This is a genomic window from Veillonella parvula (assembly GCF_032550495.1).
In the GTDB taxonomy this organism is placed as follows: domain Bacteria; phylum Bacillota; class Negativicutes; order Veillonellales; family Veillonellaceae; genus Veillonella; species Veillonella parvula_G.
Window position 1 is genome coordinate 427,922 of the sequence record NZ_JAWFZJ010000001.1, and the last position, 16,348, is coordinate 444,269.

Annotated in this window: 13 protein-coding genes and 1 riboswitch; of the genes, 12 read left to right on the forward strand and 1 reads right to left on the reverse strand. The window is 37.1% G+C overall.

The window, feature by feature from the left end; all coding sequences use genetic code 11:
* The first annotated feature begins 57 nt into the window (after nt 1–57).
* The 6 genes from E6X37_RS02015 to E6X37_RS02040 all read left to right on the forward strand — a co-directional run bounded on the left by E6X37_RS02015 (nt 58) and on the right by E6X37_RS02040 (nt 8,436).
* Nucleotides 58–627, forward strand: a complete 570-nt coding sequence (locus E6X37_RS02015) for a helix-hairpin-helix domain-containing protein (protein ID WP_021148170.1) — start codon at nt 58–60, stop codon at nt 625–627.
* Nucleotides 584–2,812, forward strand: coding sequence for a ComEC/Rec2 family competence protein (locus E6X37_RS02020; protein ID WP_101928292.1), 2,229 nt, complete (start codon nt 584–586; stop codon nt 2,810–2,812). The genes E6X37_RS02015 and E6X37_RS02020 overlap by 44 nt, the downstream gene beginning before the upstream one ends.
* 11 nt (nt 2,813–2,823) lie before the next feature.
* Entirely contained in the window at nt 2,824–3,801 is a 978-nt protein-coding gene (gene holA / locus E6X37_RS02025) for a DNA polymerase III subunit delta (RefSeq protein WP_024061647.1), read from the forward strand.
* A 2-nt stretch (nt 3,802–3,803) separates the two neighbouring features.
* Nucleotides 3,804–7,595 (forward strand): PolC-type DNA polymerase III, encoded by a 3,792-nt coding sequence (locus E6X37_RS02030; RefSeq protein ID WP_316689413.1) that lies wholly within the window; start codon nt 3,804–3,806, stop codon nt 7,593–7,595.
* A gap of 127 nt (nt 7,596–7,722) precedes the next feature.
* Entirely contained in the window at nt 7,723–7,932 is a 210-nt protein-coding gene (locus E6X37_RS02035; RefSeq protein WP_008713956.1) for a hypothetical protein, read from the forward strand.
* A gap of 45 nt (nt 7,933–7,977) precedes the next feature.
* Nucleotides 7,978–8,436, forward strand: coding sequence for a hypothetical protein (locus tag E6X37_RS02040; protein ID WP_008713954.1), 459 nt, complete (start codon nt 7,978–7,980; stop codon nt 8,434–8,436).
* 96 nt (nt 8,437–8,532) lie between these two features.
* On the opposite strand, the gene poxB is transcribed toward E6X37_RS02040, so the two are convergent.
* Entirely contained in the window at nt 8,533–10,275 is a 1,743-nt protein-coding gene (gene poxB / locus E6X37_RS02045; protein ID WP_024061651.1) for a ubiquinone-dependent pyruvate dehydrogenase, read from the reverse strand.
* A gap of 293 nt (nt 10,276–10,568) precedes the next feature.
* Nucleotides 10,569–10,684, forward strand: a riboswitch (FMN riboswitch).
* A 67-nt stretch (nt 10,685–10,751) separates the two neighbouring features.
* Here poxB and ribD point away from each other — a divergent pair.
* The 6 genes from ribD to mtnP all read left to right on the forward strand — a co-directional run bounded on the left by ribD (nt 10,752) and on the right by mtnP (nt 16,330).
* On the forward strand, nt 10,752–11,966 hold the full coding sequence (gene ribD / locus E6X37_RS02050; RefSeq protein ID WP_316689414.1) for a bifunctional diaminohydroxyphosphoribosylaminopyrimidine deaminase/5-amino-6-(5-phosphoribosylamino)uracil reductase RibD: 1,215 nt from the start codon (nt 10,752–10,754) through the stop codon (nt 11,964–11,966).
* Complete coding sequence (locus E6X37_RS02055) at nt 11,947–12,603, forward strand: riboflavin synthase (protein ID WP_156697553.1); 657 nt, start codon at nt 11,947–11,949, stop codon at nt 12,601–12,603. Before ribD ends, E6X37_RS02055 begins: the two co-directional genes overlap by 20 nt.
* 15 nt (nt 12,604–12,618) lie before the next feature.
* Entirely contained in the window at nt 12,619–13,821 is a 1,203-nt protein-coding gene (locus tag E6X37_RS02060) for a bifunctional 3,4-dihydroxy-2-butanone-4-phosphate synthase/GTP cyclohydrolase II (protein ID WP_156697552.1), read from the forward strand.
* Between the two features lie 69 nt (nt 13,822–13,890).
* Nucleotides 13,891–14,352, forward strand: coding sequence for a 6,7-dimethyl-8-ribityllumazine synthase (gene ribH / locus E6X37_RS02065; protein ID WP_004697404.1), 462 nt, complete (start codon nt 13,891–13,893; stop codon nt 14,350–14,352).
* 195 nt (nt 14,353–14,547) lie between these two features.
* Entirely contained in the window at nt 14,548–15,426 is an 879-nt protein-coding gene (hslO, locus tag E6X37_RS02070) for an Hsp33 family molecular chaperone HslO (protein WP_008713942.1), read from the forward strand.
* A 109-nt stretch (nt 15,427–15,535) separates the two neighbouring features.
* Nucleotides 15,536–16,330, forward strand: coding sequence for an S-methyl-5'-thioadenosine phosphorylase (gene mtnP, locus E6X37_RS02075; RefSeq protein WP_008713941.1), 795 nt, complete (start codon nt 15,536–15,538; stop codon nt 16,328–16,330).
* Nucleotides 16,331–16,348: the final 18 nt, after the last annotated feature.

Sequence of the window (16,348 nt, forward strand, 5' to 3'; positions counted from 1 at the left end):
GAGTCAACGGTAGGAGTTTACTTTTTCATAGGGAATTCTTTCAGTAGGAGGTGCACTATGAAAGTAAAATTGAAGCCATATATGACAATTATATTAATCCTATGTATTTTAGTAGGAATTTATTTCCTATGGCCTATTATAACAGATGAAAGCGATTCTGTCTTAGTTGAAGGAGCAATAGATGGAAATTCTTCTATATCAACTGTTGAACAAACATCCAACAAACCTATAGCTTATATTACGGGCGCCGTAGTTTCACCTGGTTTATATGAGTTTGAAAGTAGTGCTACTGTAGGTGATGTAGTTCAGTTAGCAGGTGGGCTATTACCTTATGCTGATGTAGAATCAGTCAATATGGCAAAGTCGGTTAATGCGGGAGATCATATCCACATAGTATTTAACTTCCACGGTAATCCAGAGGTTTTATTGCGCGGTAACAAAATTAATATCAATACAGCTTCTGCAAAAGATCTTGATGCATTACCAGGCATAGGACCCGCTATGGCAAAAAGAATTGAAGAGTATCGTTCACAAAAAGGACCCTTTACATCCGTTGAAGGTATCAAGGGGGTGAAGGGCATCGGTGATGGCGTATTTAAGAAGATTAAAGATAAAATTACAATCTAAATTTAGGAATACAGAACGAGCGTTTGAGGAATCAATCTTCAATACTCAAGTTTTAGTTAATACAAAGCCATTTATAACTTATAGCCAATGGGCACATACTATATTGGGATCTATAATAATTGGCACTATATTAGGATATGGTAAATATTATCCCGTACTTAGTCAAATGCATTATATTTTTGCGATTGCCTTAGCTATTATTGGTGTAACTGTTATTAAAATAATGCAATCTTATTGTAGGTGGCGTTTATATGCCAATTTATTAATATTAGTTTTTGCTGCAATGGGATTATCCTATTATCATACAGACTTACAAATTATTAATTATAGTAGCTATACATCATACTATTTACAGCAAGAAGGAGAATATCTAGGTACTGTTGTATCATCTCCTGAAATAGTAAATCTAGATGGACAGGAGTATTACAAATATAATGTAGAGTTACATGGATTACATCCCTATAAAGATACTGCTAAAAATGACTATATTAAGGCACAGGGTCGATTACAGATTTACTCAAAGGTATCTACTACAAAGTATTCAATACGGCTAGGGGAACAAGCAATAATTGAAGGTACACCAAAAAGTTTATTTCTCATTGAAGAGGAAGGACGCATTAATCTTAGAGGTAGATATATGAGCTCTAATACAAGAGGTCGAATCTATGATGGTGTATATCGATCTGCTACTAATAAAGATTTACAAGCATTCCACTTTAAAAAAACATTTTCTGAAAAACTATATGGAAAAAGTTTATATGTATGTGGTCAAATACGAGAATCTATTGAAAAAAATATTGCTAGTAATCTAGATGGTCCACAAAAGGTATTAGCACAAGCCTTATGCTTGGGTGGTCATTATAGTGAGCTAGGGGAAGAGCGAATGAAAGATTTTGCTTATACGGGTCTCATCCATATTTTATCTATCTCTGGCTCACATATTGCACTGCTATTAGCCTTAATTTACGGTTTAGGAAGACTCGTTAAATTACGAAAGCGCACATGCTTAATTTTAGGTATATTAGTAGCTTGTATATATTGCTGTATCGTTGGTGGAGATACACCTGTTATACGTGCAATGATGATGAGTATACTCATGTGCATTGCTTATGTAAAAGGACGATTATATCAAGCTAAACAGGCTTTATGTATATGCGCTATTCTATGTCTTGTATATGATCCTTTTTCTTTGTTTGATGTAAGCTTTCAACTATCCTTTGGTGCAACCTATGGTTTACTTATATGGGGGAAGGTACTATATGAACGGATACAATGGCTACCAAAATGGATTAAAACACCCCTTGTGTTATGTGTGTCAGCACAGTTGCTCATCTTGCCGCTACAGCTGTATTACTTTCACTATATTAGTATTTCTAGTTTATTAGCAGCTTGCATAGTAGCACCTATATTAGATATATCCATCATTTTAATCTTTATAAGCACTGTTATTAGCTATGTAATGTCTATATCTTTTCCATGGTCTTTGATAGATGTACTATTACGCATATCGTTATATTTAAATCATGTCTTAGGGAGTAGTGGTAGTTTACTTTGGCTTGGTATGATGCATCTTTATTGTGTTTATGTATATTATACTTTACTAGGTCTGTTTACGTACTTTTTGACACATAAGAAGAAGTATACTGTATATGTAGTAATGTCCTTATTATGCATGGTTGCAGCCTATGGTGTTTCATACTATGTGACTCATCATCACAAGAATACGTTAATCCATTATATTCCTATGAAACAGTGTAATGTGCTGCTGTGTATAGCACCAAACCATGAACAGGCATATTTGTTAATCGATGCACCAGATTATATTAAAACAATGCCTAATGAAAGTCTAATTAATCAAACTATTAGGGCATATGGCATGAATCCTAGAATGGTAAAAGTTAAGTACTTTCACAGTAACGGTTCGGCAAGGGTAATATATAAAAATGGTATGAACCAAATAGTCGTATATAATGGACAAAGTAGAGAAAAAAATCTAAAATTAAATGATAAGGCTAATGTTTTATTTATAACGAGTCGATTTAGTGTAATGCATGAAATTGATCGTATTTCACCGCGTAGTACTGTTTTGTTTAGTAGTCCTCATGGTGCTTTACGCGATGTGGATCCATCATCAGAACATATGTATATAATGGGATACAGCTTTATTAAAGATATCTATCTGTGAAAGGAGGGAACATGGCACATATTCAACTCATCTATGGCGACGAACCACAATTAATTGAAGAAGAAAAACGTAAATTTTTAAGTGCCTATCCAGACCTTCCAGTGACTGTATTAGATGATGAGGTGGGCCCACAAAAAATAAGTGAAAAACTATGTGAAGATTCACTTTTTGGCGATCAAAAGGTCTTCTGTTTAGTTAATTTGCCTATCATTCGTAAAAGTGGCAAAAATAGTGATGCTTGGATTCCATTGTATGAACTCCTCTTGGAATATAATGGAGATAATCCTATCGTTTTGATTTATCATGATATGATTGATAAACGTATTAAGCAGAATAAAGAGATTTTAGAAAAAATACCAAATCATCAATGTAAGCGTCTTGAAGGGGCAGACCTCGTGATGTGGATACGTCAGTACTGTACGTCTAACGGCTTTAAAATGACGCCTGATGCACAGGAATATGTGGCTCATCTCATTGATTTGTGGCAAGAGGTACCTGTTTCTTTTATGAGAACTGAGTTTGACCGATATTTTTTACAGATTACTGGGGAAAAGGTTATTACCAAAGAATTTCTCGAAGAAAACGGTAGTGACTATGGAGCCAAAAACATTTTTACTTTTAAAGAGGCTCTATTAAAAAGAGATATCGATACATTACTTGAACTATTTCCATTTATGTTTGGCTATAAAGAATTAGACCGTGCTATGAGCTATATTGAGGGGCAATTACGTTTACAGTTGCTAGTTAGCGAATGTCGCCAAGTGGGTATGTCTGTTCAAGCCATACAAAACTTATGTAAGGATCATGATTCGTCATTTAAACCATATCCGATTAAGCTAGCTTACGAGGCGAGTCCGAGAATTTCAATTAAGGCTCTACGAGCTTTATTAAAAGGGCTTTATGAGATTATATTAGATAGCCGTAGCAGCAAGGGCGATATTTGGCGATTTAGAGATTTATGTATTACCTACTGTGGGTATAAGGGATAAAAATGAAAGTACGTTATCGTGTTGTACCAAAACAGAATAAGAAATCATCCTTCTATGTGAACTGTCATAGCCAACATGTGACGATTCAAGCAGCAGACTCTGCATTTTCCACATTGCTTAGTCTACGTGAAAGGTTGTCTGCATGGTATAAGGAAAAAAATATCTCTTTTGATGATATTCCAACAAATACAGATACAGCTTGTTGCTTTGCGTGGAAGATAGATACTGAAACGGGTGAAGGGTTAGATACCTATTATTATGGCGGTGGCTGTGGTGCTGGTGAATGGATTGAAGCGGCTGAAGCACAACGTGAAGCTGAAGAGGCTAAAAATCAAGTACCTAAAGGCAAGTCTTTTGCAGGATATGATCAACAAGATAAATATGATGATATTGATGAAGATGATTTTGCCCCATTTGTAGAAGCTGTCGAATTAGGCTATTTCAACAATAGCCCAGTTGTTGTGCCTCGTTCTAATCATACGGCTGCCGAATCTAGCAGTAGTGATACTATCGCATCTGTGAGCAGTACATCTAAAGCAAGCAAAGGCTTTGGACCTAAAAAAACTACAAAATCTACGGCTAAAAGAAGTGAAGGGGATGGTAAATATACTCGTCGTGCACCAAAGGAGGCACCTACAGATGAAGGCATGATTTTAGGACCTAAAATTGAAGGAATCACCTCTAAAATCATGGGCACCTTGGATACACCTAGTGTAATTTTTGAAGGTGTCTTTGTAGGGTTAGATAAACGGGATACTAAGACGGGTAAATGTATCGTTAACGGCAGCATTGTAGATGATACAAATAGCATTAAATTTATCAAGTTTACGAACAGTCCTGAAGAAGGGGATGAATTATTAAAACAACTAAAAGGCTTACAACGGGTTCGCGTACAAGGTAGTGTCAGCTTTGATGATCGTTTTGACAAGGATTATATCCTTTCTATTCGCAGTATTGAAGCAATAGAAACTACTAGTGTGGAACGAACTGAAAATCGTCCGGACTCTCGTGTGGAACTCCACTTACATACCAAGATGAGTGATAAAGATGCTCTCGTATCTGTAAAAGACTTGTTTAAAACAATTAAAAAATGGGGTCATCCTGCGGTGGCTATTACTGATCATGGTGTTGTACAAGCCTTCCCAGAAGCACAAGCCCTTGGTAAAGAGTTAGGTGTTAAGGTTATCTATGGTGTAGAAGGATATCTTATCGAAAATGAAACGGTAACAAAAGATGAAGAGCCTGTACTAGATAAAAAGAAGAAGAAGGAAAAAGACAAACGTTACCATATCATTTTATTAGCTAAAAATATGGTCGGTTTGCGTAATTTATATAAAATGATTTCCATTTCTCACCTTGAACATTACAAGGTGCGTCCTCGTTTGCCTCGTTCCGTTATTGAAGAACATCGTGAAGGTATTATTATCGGTTCTGCCTGTGAAGCAGGGGAGCTTATGCAATCCATTGTTCGTGGAGCTACAAAAGAAGAGCTTTTAGAAATAGCCTCCTTCTATGATTATCTTGAAATTCAGCCACATACTAACAATACGTTTTTGGTTCGTAAAGGTCTCATGCCCGACGAGCAGGCACTCATCGATATGAATAAGACCGTTATCGAATTAGGAGAAGCCTTAAATAAACCTGTATGTGCTACTTGTGACGTTCACTACCTGACACCAGAAGAAAAAATTTATCGTGAAATCATGTTAACTGCATGTGGTTATCCAGATGCAGATGAACAACCAGATTTACATTTACGTACTACAGATGAAATGCTTGCGTCCTTCCCTTATTTAAGCGAAGAGAAAGCATACGAAGTAGTCGTTACTAATACACGTGCTATTAATGATAGCATTGAAGATATTAAGCCCGTTCCTGATGGTACATATTCACCTAAGATTGAAGGTGCTGACGAAGCTTTCACAGAAATGTGCTATAGAAATGCGAAGGCTATTTACGGTGATCCATTGCCGCGTGTCGTACAAGAACGTCTCGATTATGAATTGGATTGTATTATTTCCAATGGTTATGGCGTATTGTATTACATCGCTCATAAGCTTGTAAAAAAATCTCTTGATGATGGGTATCTCGTAGGTTCCCGTGGTTCCGTAGGGTCATCCTTTGCCGCTACCATGTCTGAGATTACAGAGGTAAATCCATTACCGCCTCATTATGTATGTCCTAACTGTAAATATTCAGAATTTTTTGAAAAAGGCGAATATGCAGGTGGCTTTGACCTGCCTCGTAAAGACTGTCCTGAATGCGGTCATGCTTTACAAACAAATGGACATGATATTCCATTTGCAATTTTCCTTGGTTTTGAAGGTGACAAGGTTCCAGATATTGACCTTAACTTCTCCGGTGATTACCAAGCAAAAGCTCACAAATATACGGAAGAACTATTTGGTCGTGACAATGTATTTAAAGCCGGTACAATTGGTACTATAGCTGATAAAACTGCTTTTGGTTATGTTAAAAAATACGCCGAAATTCGAGATATACAAGCCCGCAATGGATTCTTTGAACATTTAGCGAAAGGCTTTACAAATGTAAAGAATACTACGGGACAACACCCTGGTGGTATTATGGTATGTCCTCGAGATATGGATGTGCATCATTTTACGCCCATACAACATCCAGCGAATAAAAAGGAAAGTGGCGTATTAACGACACACTTTGATTATCACTCCATCGAAGGTCGTATGACTAAGCTTGATATTCTGGGCCATGATGATCCCACAATTATTCGTATGCTAGAGGATTTGACAGGTATCGATGCTAAGACAATACCATTTGATGATCCAAAGACATTGAGCTTGTTTTCCTCTACAGAGGGGATTGGTTTAACACCTGAACAATTGCAAGGTGACCAGGTAGCCAGCTTGGCCGTACCAGAATGTGGTACGAAGTTTGTACGGGGCATGTTGGAAGACTCTCGTCCGCAAACCTTCTCTGACTTAGTACGTATCTCTGGTTTCTCTCATGGTACAAACGTATGGCTCGACAATGCGCAAGACCTCATTAAAAATGGTACTTGTAAGTTGAACGAAGCTATTTCTACCCGTGACGACGTAATGAATTTCTTAATCCATCGTGGTATGGATAGAAAGCACAGCTTCTTCGTTATGGAAAACGTACGTAAAGGGAAGGGGATTGAAAAACGAAATAAACAAGGTCAAGCTACAACGGAATTTGAAGCAGAAATGCGCGAAAATAATATTCCTGAATGGTTTATTGAGTCTTGTAAAAAGATTTCCTATTTATTCCCAAGAGCCCATGCGGTAGCTTATGTAATGATGGCTTTCCGTATTGCTTGGTTTAAGGTATATCATCCATTGGCATTTTATGCAGCTTACTTCTCCATTCGTGCGAAAGCCTTCGATCTACGAATCATGACAGGGGACCTCAAAACACAATTGACCGAGTTTAACCGTATCAAGGCTCTTGATCGTGCTGCCAGTCCTAAAGATAAGGACCTTATGAGTGCCTTGGAAGTATCTATGGAGATGTATCAACGGGGCTATCGTTTTATTAATGTAGATATTCAACATTCCGAAGCTAGACGCTTTAGTATTAAGGATGGCGCTTTATTGCCACCATTCTTAGCTATTGATTCTCTAGGTGAAACAGTGGCTGATGCTATCGTCGAGGAAAGAAATGAACGTCCATTTACATCTTTAAAAGACTTACAACGCCGTTGTAAAGTATCAAATACCATCATTGATCTTATGAAAGACCTCAAATGCTGTGGTGAACTACCTGAAGATGAACAAATGTCACTCTTTGGGGCATAATTTAATACAAAAAATTACTAAATACAAAGTAAGCACTATACACCTAAAAAGGTATATAGTGCTTATTTTTATGTAATTTGCTACAATATATTTAAGATATGTCTTTGATACTAGGGAGTGTTGAAATATGATTGAGCAACTTCAAAATCATGCTGATGAGATAGAATTTTGGGAGATTGAACCTGAAGATACTATTGAATTAGAAGAATCAGATATTCCAGGTGTATACATTAACGAATTCATGGAATATGTAGATGAAGAGGGGAATGTACTATCTCCATCAGAGGTCGATGCGATACGGTATAAAGACGATTATGAGGACGATTATTATAGATAGAAATAGTTAATGTGTTATATGTATATTGAATCGAGTTGGTGAATTATGAGAGTTCCAATATATGAAGCTTTAGCACACTATAAAAAGAATGAAGAGCTACCTTATACAGAATATTTTAGCTTGGGATTTTTTTCTGATATATCATTAGCTGAAGAGGCTCTAGTTGAATCTAAAATATTGTCTGGATTTTCTAAGTTAAATGATGATTCCTTTTCCATAAAAACTCACTATTTAAATGATTGTTCTCATATAAGTAATCAAGTTAGTTATGAAATAATAAATAATAAAATCTATGGTGTTTGGTATGATTACGATATAAATCCATATTATTCCAGTTCTGGATACATAGGTTTATTTAGCACTTTAGAATATGCAGAGAAAGCATTAAAGTGGTATAAGACCTGGGATATATTTAAAGTATATGGTTTAGATTGTTTAGGAATTGATACAATTACTCTCAATTTAAGGGGCTGGACTGAAGGTTTTATAACAGTATATGATTAAAATTATGCAATAAAAGAGGTATCATCGAATGATGACACCTCTTTTTGAAAGTTTTGCAGTTTATTTATTTTGGCAGATTTTGTAAATTTTGCAATATTAGTATAAGGATTTATATTTCATCCAGTTTGTTTTGGCCATTTCTTTAAGCTCTGTACCACGGCCATCAAGGATTGCATTGATTAAATATTTGCTAAAGCCTTTAGCTTGTTGATATGCAATTTTAGGAGGCATAGCAAGTTCTTGTTTATCTACGCGAACGTTAACGATGACTGGGCCATTATGGTTAAGGGCTTCCATGATTTTTTCATCAACTTCGCTAGAGTTATGAATGCTCACACCTTTGATACCAGCAGCTTCAGCAAGTTTACCGAAATCTGGATTTACAAAGTCTGTAGCGTAGTCTAGATAGCCGGAAGCCTTCATTTCCATAGCGATAAAGCTAAGTTCTTCGTTATTGAATACAAAGATTTTAACAGGTAAGTTAAGTTGTTTTAATGTTAACATTTCGCCCATCATCATTGTAAAGCCACCATCACCAGAGAGGGAGATGACTTGACGATTTGGACAAGCATTTTGAGCGCCAATAGCATGCATCATAGCATTAGCCATGGAGCCGTGGCTAAAGGATCCTAAAATACGGCGTTTACCATTTGTTTTTAGATGGCGAGCAGTCCAAATAACCGGAGTCCCTACGTCAAAGGTAAAGATCGCGTCTTCTGCTGCTAGTTTATTGAGGCGATTTACGAAGTATTGAGGGTGAATTGCTACACCATCTGGCTCGGCAACGGCATAACTATCTAAATCACCTCTAAATTTAGTGTACGCTTTACGCACTGTGTCGATAAATTCAGTATCACCACGTTGGCCTACAAGAGGTAATAATTCTTTTAACGTATCTTTTACAGTACCAATGATACCTTGTGTAAGAGGTACGCGACGACCTAAAGCACTAGGATCTCTATCTACTTGTATTACTTTCGCATTTTCTGGATAAAATGGACGGTAAGGGAAGTCTGTACCAAGCATTACCAATGTATCACATTGTTCAATAGCACGGTAGCCAGATGTATAGCCTAATAGGCCAGTCATACCTACATCATATGGATTATCCCATTCAACCCATTCTTTACCTCTGAAAGCATGTACAACCGGTGCTTGCAAGCGTTTTGCTAATTCTACCACTTCGTCATGGGCACCTTCACAGCCGGCACCACAGAATAGGGTAATACGTTTGCCTGTTTCTAAATGAGCAGCCATTTCTTCAATATCTTCTCGTTGTGGAACGATATGAGGTAAACGAGGTGGGGTCCATACAGGTAATTCGTCAATTTCCATTTCCATAACGGCAACGTCCCCAGGAAGAACGATAACTGCAACATCTTGGTTACCAACAGCAGCGTTCATAGCACGGAATAGAATTTCCGGCATTTGTTTAGGATTGGATACAAGTTCGCAGAAACAAGAACATTCTTTGAATAGATTTTCTGGATGTGTTTCTTGGAAATAGTTCAAACCTACTTCAGATTGAGGAATGTGAGAAGCAATGGCCAATACTGGAACACGATTGCGATGACAGTCGAAGAGACCATTAATCAAGTGTAAGTTACCAGGACCAGAGCTACCAGCACATACAGTTAGTTTATGAGTTAGGGATGCTTCTGCACCGGCAGCAAAGGCTGCTGTTTCTTCATGTCGTACATGTTCAAAAGCAATTTTACCATTGCGGCGTAAACTATCATTTACAGAGTTTAGACTATCTCCAGTGATACCGTAAATGCGTTCGATGCCCGCATTGGCTAAGACTTCTATAAGTACATCAGAAATTCGTTTTTTTGCCATATTATCACCTATATTTAATAATTACTATCATTAAAATATGGTTATCCAAACCATATATACTATATTAGACTTGTTTAACTTGTAATTATGTGATAAAAGTTACTATTTACTGTATACATAGTTTATATATGTTTATATTAAAAGTAAATATATATTATTATTTATATTGTTCTAGTATTTGTGTTCTAAAAATTATATTTTAATTAAATTATTTAATATTCTTTCTCAATACAAAACTATTATTCTTGCATAACATTAATAAAAGTGTTACTATTAATTCATAAACAAAATAGATAAGTCTTTGGGGATAGGTGAAATTCCTTACCGGCGGTAAAGTCCGCGAACCTTTTTGGTATGAATCGGTGCAATTCCGATACCGACAGTAGAGTCTGGATGAGAAAAGACGAGGCACGTTTGTTGTGCGCATTTATGATGACCCAAGGACTATGTAATAGTCCTTTTTTTATTGAGGTGATATGGTGGATGACGTAGTATATATGAAGCGCGCCATTGAACTGGCAAAATTAGCCACAGGTCACACCTCACCAAATCCTTTGGTTGGTGCTGTTGTGGTAAAAGATAATACAATAATCGGTGAAGGTTATCACCATAAAGCTGGTACAGCTCATGCTGAGGTGCATGCACTAAATCAAGCAGGTGATAATGCCAAAGGTGCTACTTTATACGTAACATTAGAGCCATGTTCCCATTATGGAAAAACACCACCTTGTGCGCTTCGTATCATTGAGGCTGGTATAGCTAAAGTAATAGTAGGTAGTACAGATCCAAATCCACTAGTTTCTGGAAAAGGAATGGAGTTACTTCGTGAAGCAGGTATTCAGGTTGTTTGCCCCGTATGTAGTGATGAATGTGCTGAACTAAATGAGCATTTCTTTACCTATATACAGACAGGTAAGCCTTTTGTCACTCTAAAAAGTGCTATGTCACTAGATGGGAAAATTGCTACATCTACTGGACAATCTCAATGGATTACAAATGAGTCCTCTCGTCGCGATGGACATGTGTTACGTGCCACGCATGATGCCATGCTTGTTGGAATTGGTACAATTTTGGCAGATAATCCACAGTTAAATTGTCGTTTAACGGATAGTGAATTATCAGATGCGTTATTAGATAAAAGCATACTTGATGAACCGATTACGATTCATCAACCAGATGTAATTATCTTGGATAGTCTTGGTAGAACACCTACTACTAGTCGCGTCTTTGAAATAAATAATCGTAAGATTCATATATTCGTATCTAAAGGTTGTCCTAAGGATCGGATACAAGCCTTAGAACAAGTTGGTGCTCAAGTAACCGTAGTAGAATCTATTTCTACTCGTAAAAGCAAGAGCACAGACATTGTCATAGATATTAAGAAATTATCTATCGATGATATTCTTACAAAACTAGGTGAACTAGGTTACACATCTATTCTTGTTGAAGGTGGATCTGCAATTATCAGTTCCTTTGTGGAAACGAAGAACTTTGATAAGGTCGTAACATATATTGGAAATACCATTATTGGTGGTAACGATGCAACACCTGCTGTAGGAGGTCGAGGTTTTGAAAGTTTAGAGGTTTCACCGCAATTAACTTTCACCAAGACTAAAGTATTAGATAATAACATTCGCATTGAAGCATATCGTCAAGGAAGGAGGGGCGCTTATGTTCACGGGAATCGTTGAAGAAATCGGCCGCATCGAAAACATAAAAAAGGGCCCTAAATCCTTAGCCATAACAATTCGAGGAGAAAAAATTTTTAGCGATTTAAAAGTTGGTGATTCCGTAGCTGTTAATGGGGTGTGCTTGACGGCCACAACGATTGGCAATAGTATATTTACAGCGGATGTGATGCCAGAATCCATTAAGATGACTACGTTTACTAATTTGAAAGTCCATCAATTAGTCAACTTAGAGCGAGCTATGCTTGCTAATGGTAGATTTGGTGGTCATATTGTGGCAGGCCATGTAGATGGTACAGGTCGTATTATTAATCGTGAACAAACCGATAATGCCATTATCTTTACTATCGAAGCTCCAAAATCTGTTATGGATTATGTTATCTATAAGGGCTCCATTACCATCGATGGAATTAGCCTCACAATTATGCGACGAACAGACAGTAGTTTTTCCGTCTCTATCATTCCTCACACTTTGAGTGAAACCATTTTAGGTTTTGCTCATATTGGAACAGAGGTCAATTTAGAAACGGATATTGCTGGACGATATATTCGTCATTTTATGAATCTTGGTAGTGAACCTACCGAAGAAAAGCCTAAAAAATCTATGCAATCCCTCTTAGTAGAGAATGGATTTATATAAGTAAGGAGCGTTCCTATGAGCGAACAATTACATTCTATTAATGAGGTCTTACAAGACCTTAAAGCTGGTAAACCTGTTATTATCGTTGATGATGAAAGCCGTGAAAACGAAGGCGATCTTATCATTGCTGCAGAGTTTGCGACGCAAGAAAATATTAACTTCATGGTTAAATACGCCCGCGGTATCGTATGTACGCCTATGCGCCGCGAAGCGTTAGAAAAACTTGGCATTCCTGCAATGGTTACCAAAAATACTGATAACCATGAAACTGCTTTTACTGTGACTGTGGATCATGTAGATACTACAACAGGCGTGTCTCCTGCAGAGCGTGCTTATACAATTCAAAAACTATTAGATCCTAATGCGAAACCTCAAGACTTCCGTCGTCCAGGGCACGTATTCCCACTTGTATATAAAGAGGGCGGTGTACTGGTACGTCAAGGTCATACTGAGGCATCTATCGACCTTTGCCGTTTAGCAGGTTTACAGGAGGCTGCCGTTATTTGTGAAATTACAAAAGATGATGGTGACATGGCCCGTTTACCTGATTTGATGAAATTTGCTAAGGAGCATGATTTGAAAATTGCTTCTGTAGCAGAACTTATTGAATATCGTAAACAACATGAAGATATGGTTGAGCTTGGTGCTTGTTCTAAGTTGCCTACTAAATTTGGTGATTTTAATATTTTTGTATTTAAAAATGAATTAGATCATAAAGAGCATTTAGCTATCGTAAAGGGTAATGTTCAAGATTGTAGCAATGTGCTTGTCCGTATTCATTCTGAATGTTTAACAGGCGATGTATTTGGTTCTAAGCGCTGTGATTGTGGCGAACAATTAGACAATGCGTTGCGCGCTATTGAAAAAGAAGGCAAAGGCGTTGTTGTATATATGCGACAAGAGGGCCGTGGCATTGGTTTGACCAATAAAATTAAAGCCTATGCATTACAAGAACAGGGCCTTGATACAGTAGAAGCAAATGAACAATTAGGCTTCCCTGCAGATATGCGTGAATATTCCTTAGCGGCTCAAATTATCCGTTTCTTGGGTATTAAAAGCATCCGCTTATTAACTAACAATCCCGAAAAGCGTCATGGCTTAGAACATTGGGGAATCAATGTAACTAGCCGTGTACCACTCATCATTGCTGCAAATAAATTTAATGCAGGCTATTTAAAAACAAAAGAAGAAAAAATGGGTCATATGTTAGAAGACTAATTAACTTTCACCATATAACTCGGTCGTTACATATATATTTCCTTAGATGGAATAGAGGAGGTCAACATAATGATGGTTCAAGAAGGTAACTTATTAGGTACTGGTAAGAAATTTGCTATTATCGGTTCTCGTTTCAACGAGTTCATTACATCTAAATTAATCGGAGGCGCTGAAGATTGTTTACTTCGTCACGATGTTAAACAAGAGGATATTACAGTAATTTGGGTTCCAGGTGCTTATGAGATTCCTTTGATTGCTAAGAAAGCAGCTTTATCTGGTCGTTATGATGCAGTTATTTGTGTAGGTGCTGTTATTCGTGGAGCCACTACTCATTATGACTATGTATGCAACGAAGTGGCTAAAGGTATCGCACATGTATCTTTGGAAACTGGTATTCCTGTTATGTTTGGTGTAGTAACTACTGAAAACATTGAGCAAGCTATTGAACGTGCTGGTACAAAAGCGGGTAATAAAGGTTATGATTGTGCTATGGGTGCAATCGAAATGGTTAATCTTATCGATCAAATCTAAGAATTGTATATAACACTCAGTATCTTATGGTACTGAGTGTTTTTATATCATCGAAAATATGTTCTTTTAACTTTAAATCATACTAGACGAACATATATTCTCTATTATTGAAAGTTAAATATTTGACATGATATACTATATAAGCAATATAAAAATAATACCTTAATAAAATAAGTAGAAATAAGGAATGATAGAATGGATTATATAAAACGTTTTACAACCCGAGAAGGGGTTCGTATGTCTTTAGCTGTAACAACAGATACAGTTGAAACGGCTCGTGTACGTCATGATTTATGGCCTGTAGCAACAGCTGCTTTAGGTCGTGCTATGACGGGAGCTATTTTGTTGGCTGGTGATTTTAAAAACCATGAAAACGTAAGTCTTCGTATTAAAGGTGATGGTCCACTAGGTGTAGTTCACGTAGATGCATTTTCTGATAATACGGTTCGAGGCTATGTAGATGAGCCACATGTTGATGTACCTTTAAAGCATGCTGGTAAGCTTGATGTAGGTGCTGCCGTAGGTCATAATGGTGAAGTACAAGTTACGCGATTTACACAATTAGCGCAAGACTATACTTCTACAAGCCCGATTCAAAGTGGTGAAGTAGCAGAGGATTTGGCATATTATTTATATGCATCTGAACAAGTACCGTCTACGATTAGTTTAGGTGTATTAGTAGATCCAGATTACCATACAGTTGTAGCTGGAGGTTTTATCGTACAAGCCTTACCGGATGCTACAGATGAAGCATTAGCACAAGTAGAAAAGAATATTAATGAACTTGGTCCTATTACAGAATATTTGAAAGCAAATCCAGATGGTAAAGGTCTTATGGAACGCGTTCTCGATGGTTTAACTGTGAATGAAGTATATAATGAACCAATTCATTTCCAGTGTCGTTGTGGTCGTGATCGCTTTGCCAGTGTGCTAATGACATTACGTGAAGAAGATAAGAATGCTATTTTGGAAGATGACGTAACAGAGCTTGTTTGCCATTATTGTAATGAAAAATATCATTTCACACGTGAAGAGTTACAAAATATGTTCACCCAAAAAGGTCCAATTCAATAAAAACTTTATAATATGTAGAAAAAATACAGGCTACTAGGTTTTTCCTATAGCCTGTTTTTCTATTCTATGAGAAAATAAAAGATAGAGTTATTAATAATAGGAGGTCACAATGAGTGCAATTGGCGTAATTGGTGGTACTGGTGTTTATGATCCGTCCATCTTTGAAAATATACATGAAGAATCCTTAATGACACCATATGGTGAAATAGATTATGTACAAGGTACATACCATGGGAAAACTGTAATCTTTGTAGCTCGTCACGGCAAAGATCATACAATTCCTCCACACAAAATTAACTATCGTGCTAATATTTGGGGCCTCAAAAAACTAGGCGTTACATTTATTATCTCCACGACAGCAGTAGGTTCTTTAAATGAGAACTTTAAGCCAGGTCATTTTGTTTTGACTGATCAATTCTTAGATTTCACAAAGAACCGCATCACTACGTTTTATGAAGGTGGGGACCGTCCAGTGGCACATCTTGATGTAACAAACCCATACTGCCCTGAATTGCGTGATATCCTTCAAAAGGTAGGTACGGAACAAGGCCTTACGATACACAATGGCGGTACCTATGTATGTACTGAGGGACCTCGTTTTGAGACTCCTGCAGAAATTAAAATGTTCCACATGCTCGGTGGCGATACAGTAGGTATGACAAATGTACCGGAAGTAAATTTAGCGAATGAAGCTGAAATGGCATATGCTACGATCTCTATGATTACCAACTATGCAGCAGGTATTTCTGAATCTGCTTTGACACATGCGGAAGTTGTAGAAATGATGGGCAATATGGCGGCGCAACTAAAATCTCTTATCTTAGGTGCTATTGATGCAATCGATGTGGATGTTCGTTATGATGCGCATAATCGCATGCATGAATATGGTGGTTTTAAACTATAATCAACTCATAATGATACA

Excerpts from the sequence above, each read along its gene's own strand:
- E6X37_RS02015 (WP_021148170.1), top strand. The coding sequence starts at position 58 with ATGAAAGTAAAATTGAAGCCATATATGACAATTATATTAATCCTATGT.
- hslO (WP_008713942.1), top strand. The coding sequence starts at position 14,548 with ATGGATTATATAAAACGTTTTACAACCCGAGAAGGGGTTCGTATGTCT.
- holA (WP_024061647.1), top strand. The coding sequence starts at position 2,824 with ATGGCACATATTCAACTCATCTATGGCGACGAACCACAATTAATTGAA.
- mtnP (WP_008713941.1), top strand. The coding sequence starts at position 15,536 with ATGAGTGCAATTGGCGTAATTGGTGGTACTGGTGTTTATGATCCGTCC.
- ribH (WP_004697404.1), top strand. The coding sequence starts at position 13,891 with ATGATGGTTCAAGAAGGTAACTTATTAGGTACTGGTAAGAAATTTGCT.
- ribD (WP_316689414.1), top strand. The coding sequence starts at position 10,752 with ATGGTGGATGACGTAGTATATATGAAGCGCGCCATTGAACTGGCAAAA.
- poxB (WP_024061651.1), bottom strand. The coding sequence starts at position 10,275 with ATGGCAAAAAAACGAATTTCTGATGTACTTATAGAAGTCTTAGCCAAT.
- E6X37_RS02060 (WP_156697552.1), top strand. The coding sequence starts at position 12,619 with ATGAGCGAACAATTACATTCTATTAATGAGGTCTTACAAGACCTTAAA.
- E6X37_RS02030 (WP_316689413.1), top strand. The coding sequence starts at position 3,804 with ATGAAAGTACGTTATCGTGTTGTACCAAAACAGAATAAGAAATCATCC.
- E6X37_RS02055 (WP_156697553.1), top strand. The coding sequence starts at position 11,947 with ATGTTCACGGGAATCGTTGAAGAAATCGGCCGCATCGAAAACATAAAA.
- E6X37_RS02035 (WP_008713956.1), top strand. The coding sequence starts at position 7,723 with ATGATTGAGCAACTTCAAAATCATGCTGATGAGATAGAATTTTGGGAG.
- E6X37_RS02040 (WP_008713954.1), top strand. The coding sequence starts at position 7,978 with ATGAGAGTTCCAATATATGAAGCTTTAGCACACTATAAAAAGAATGAA.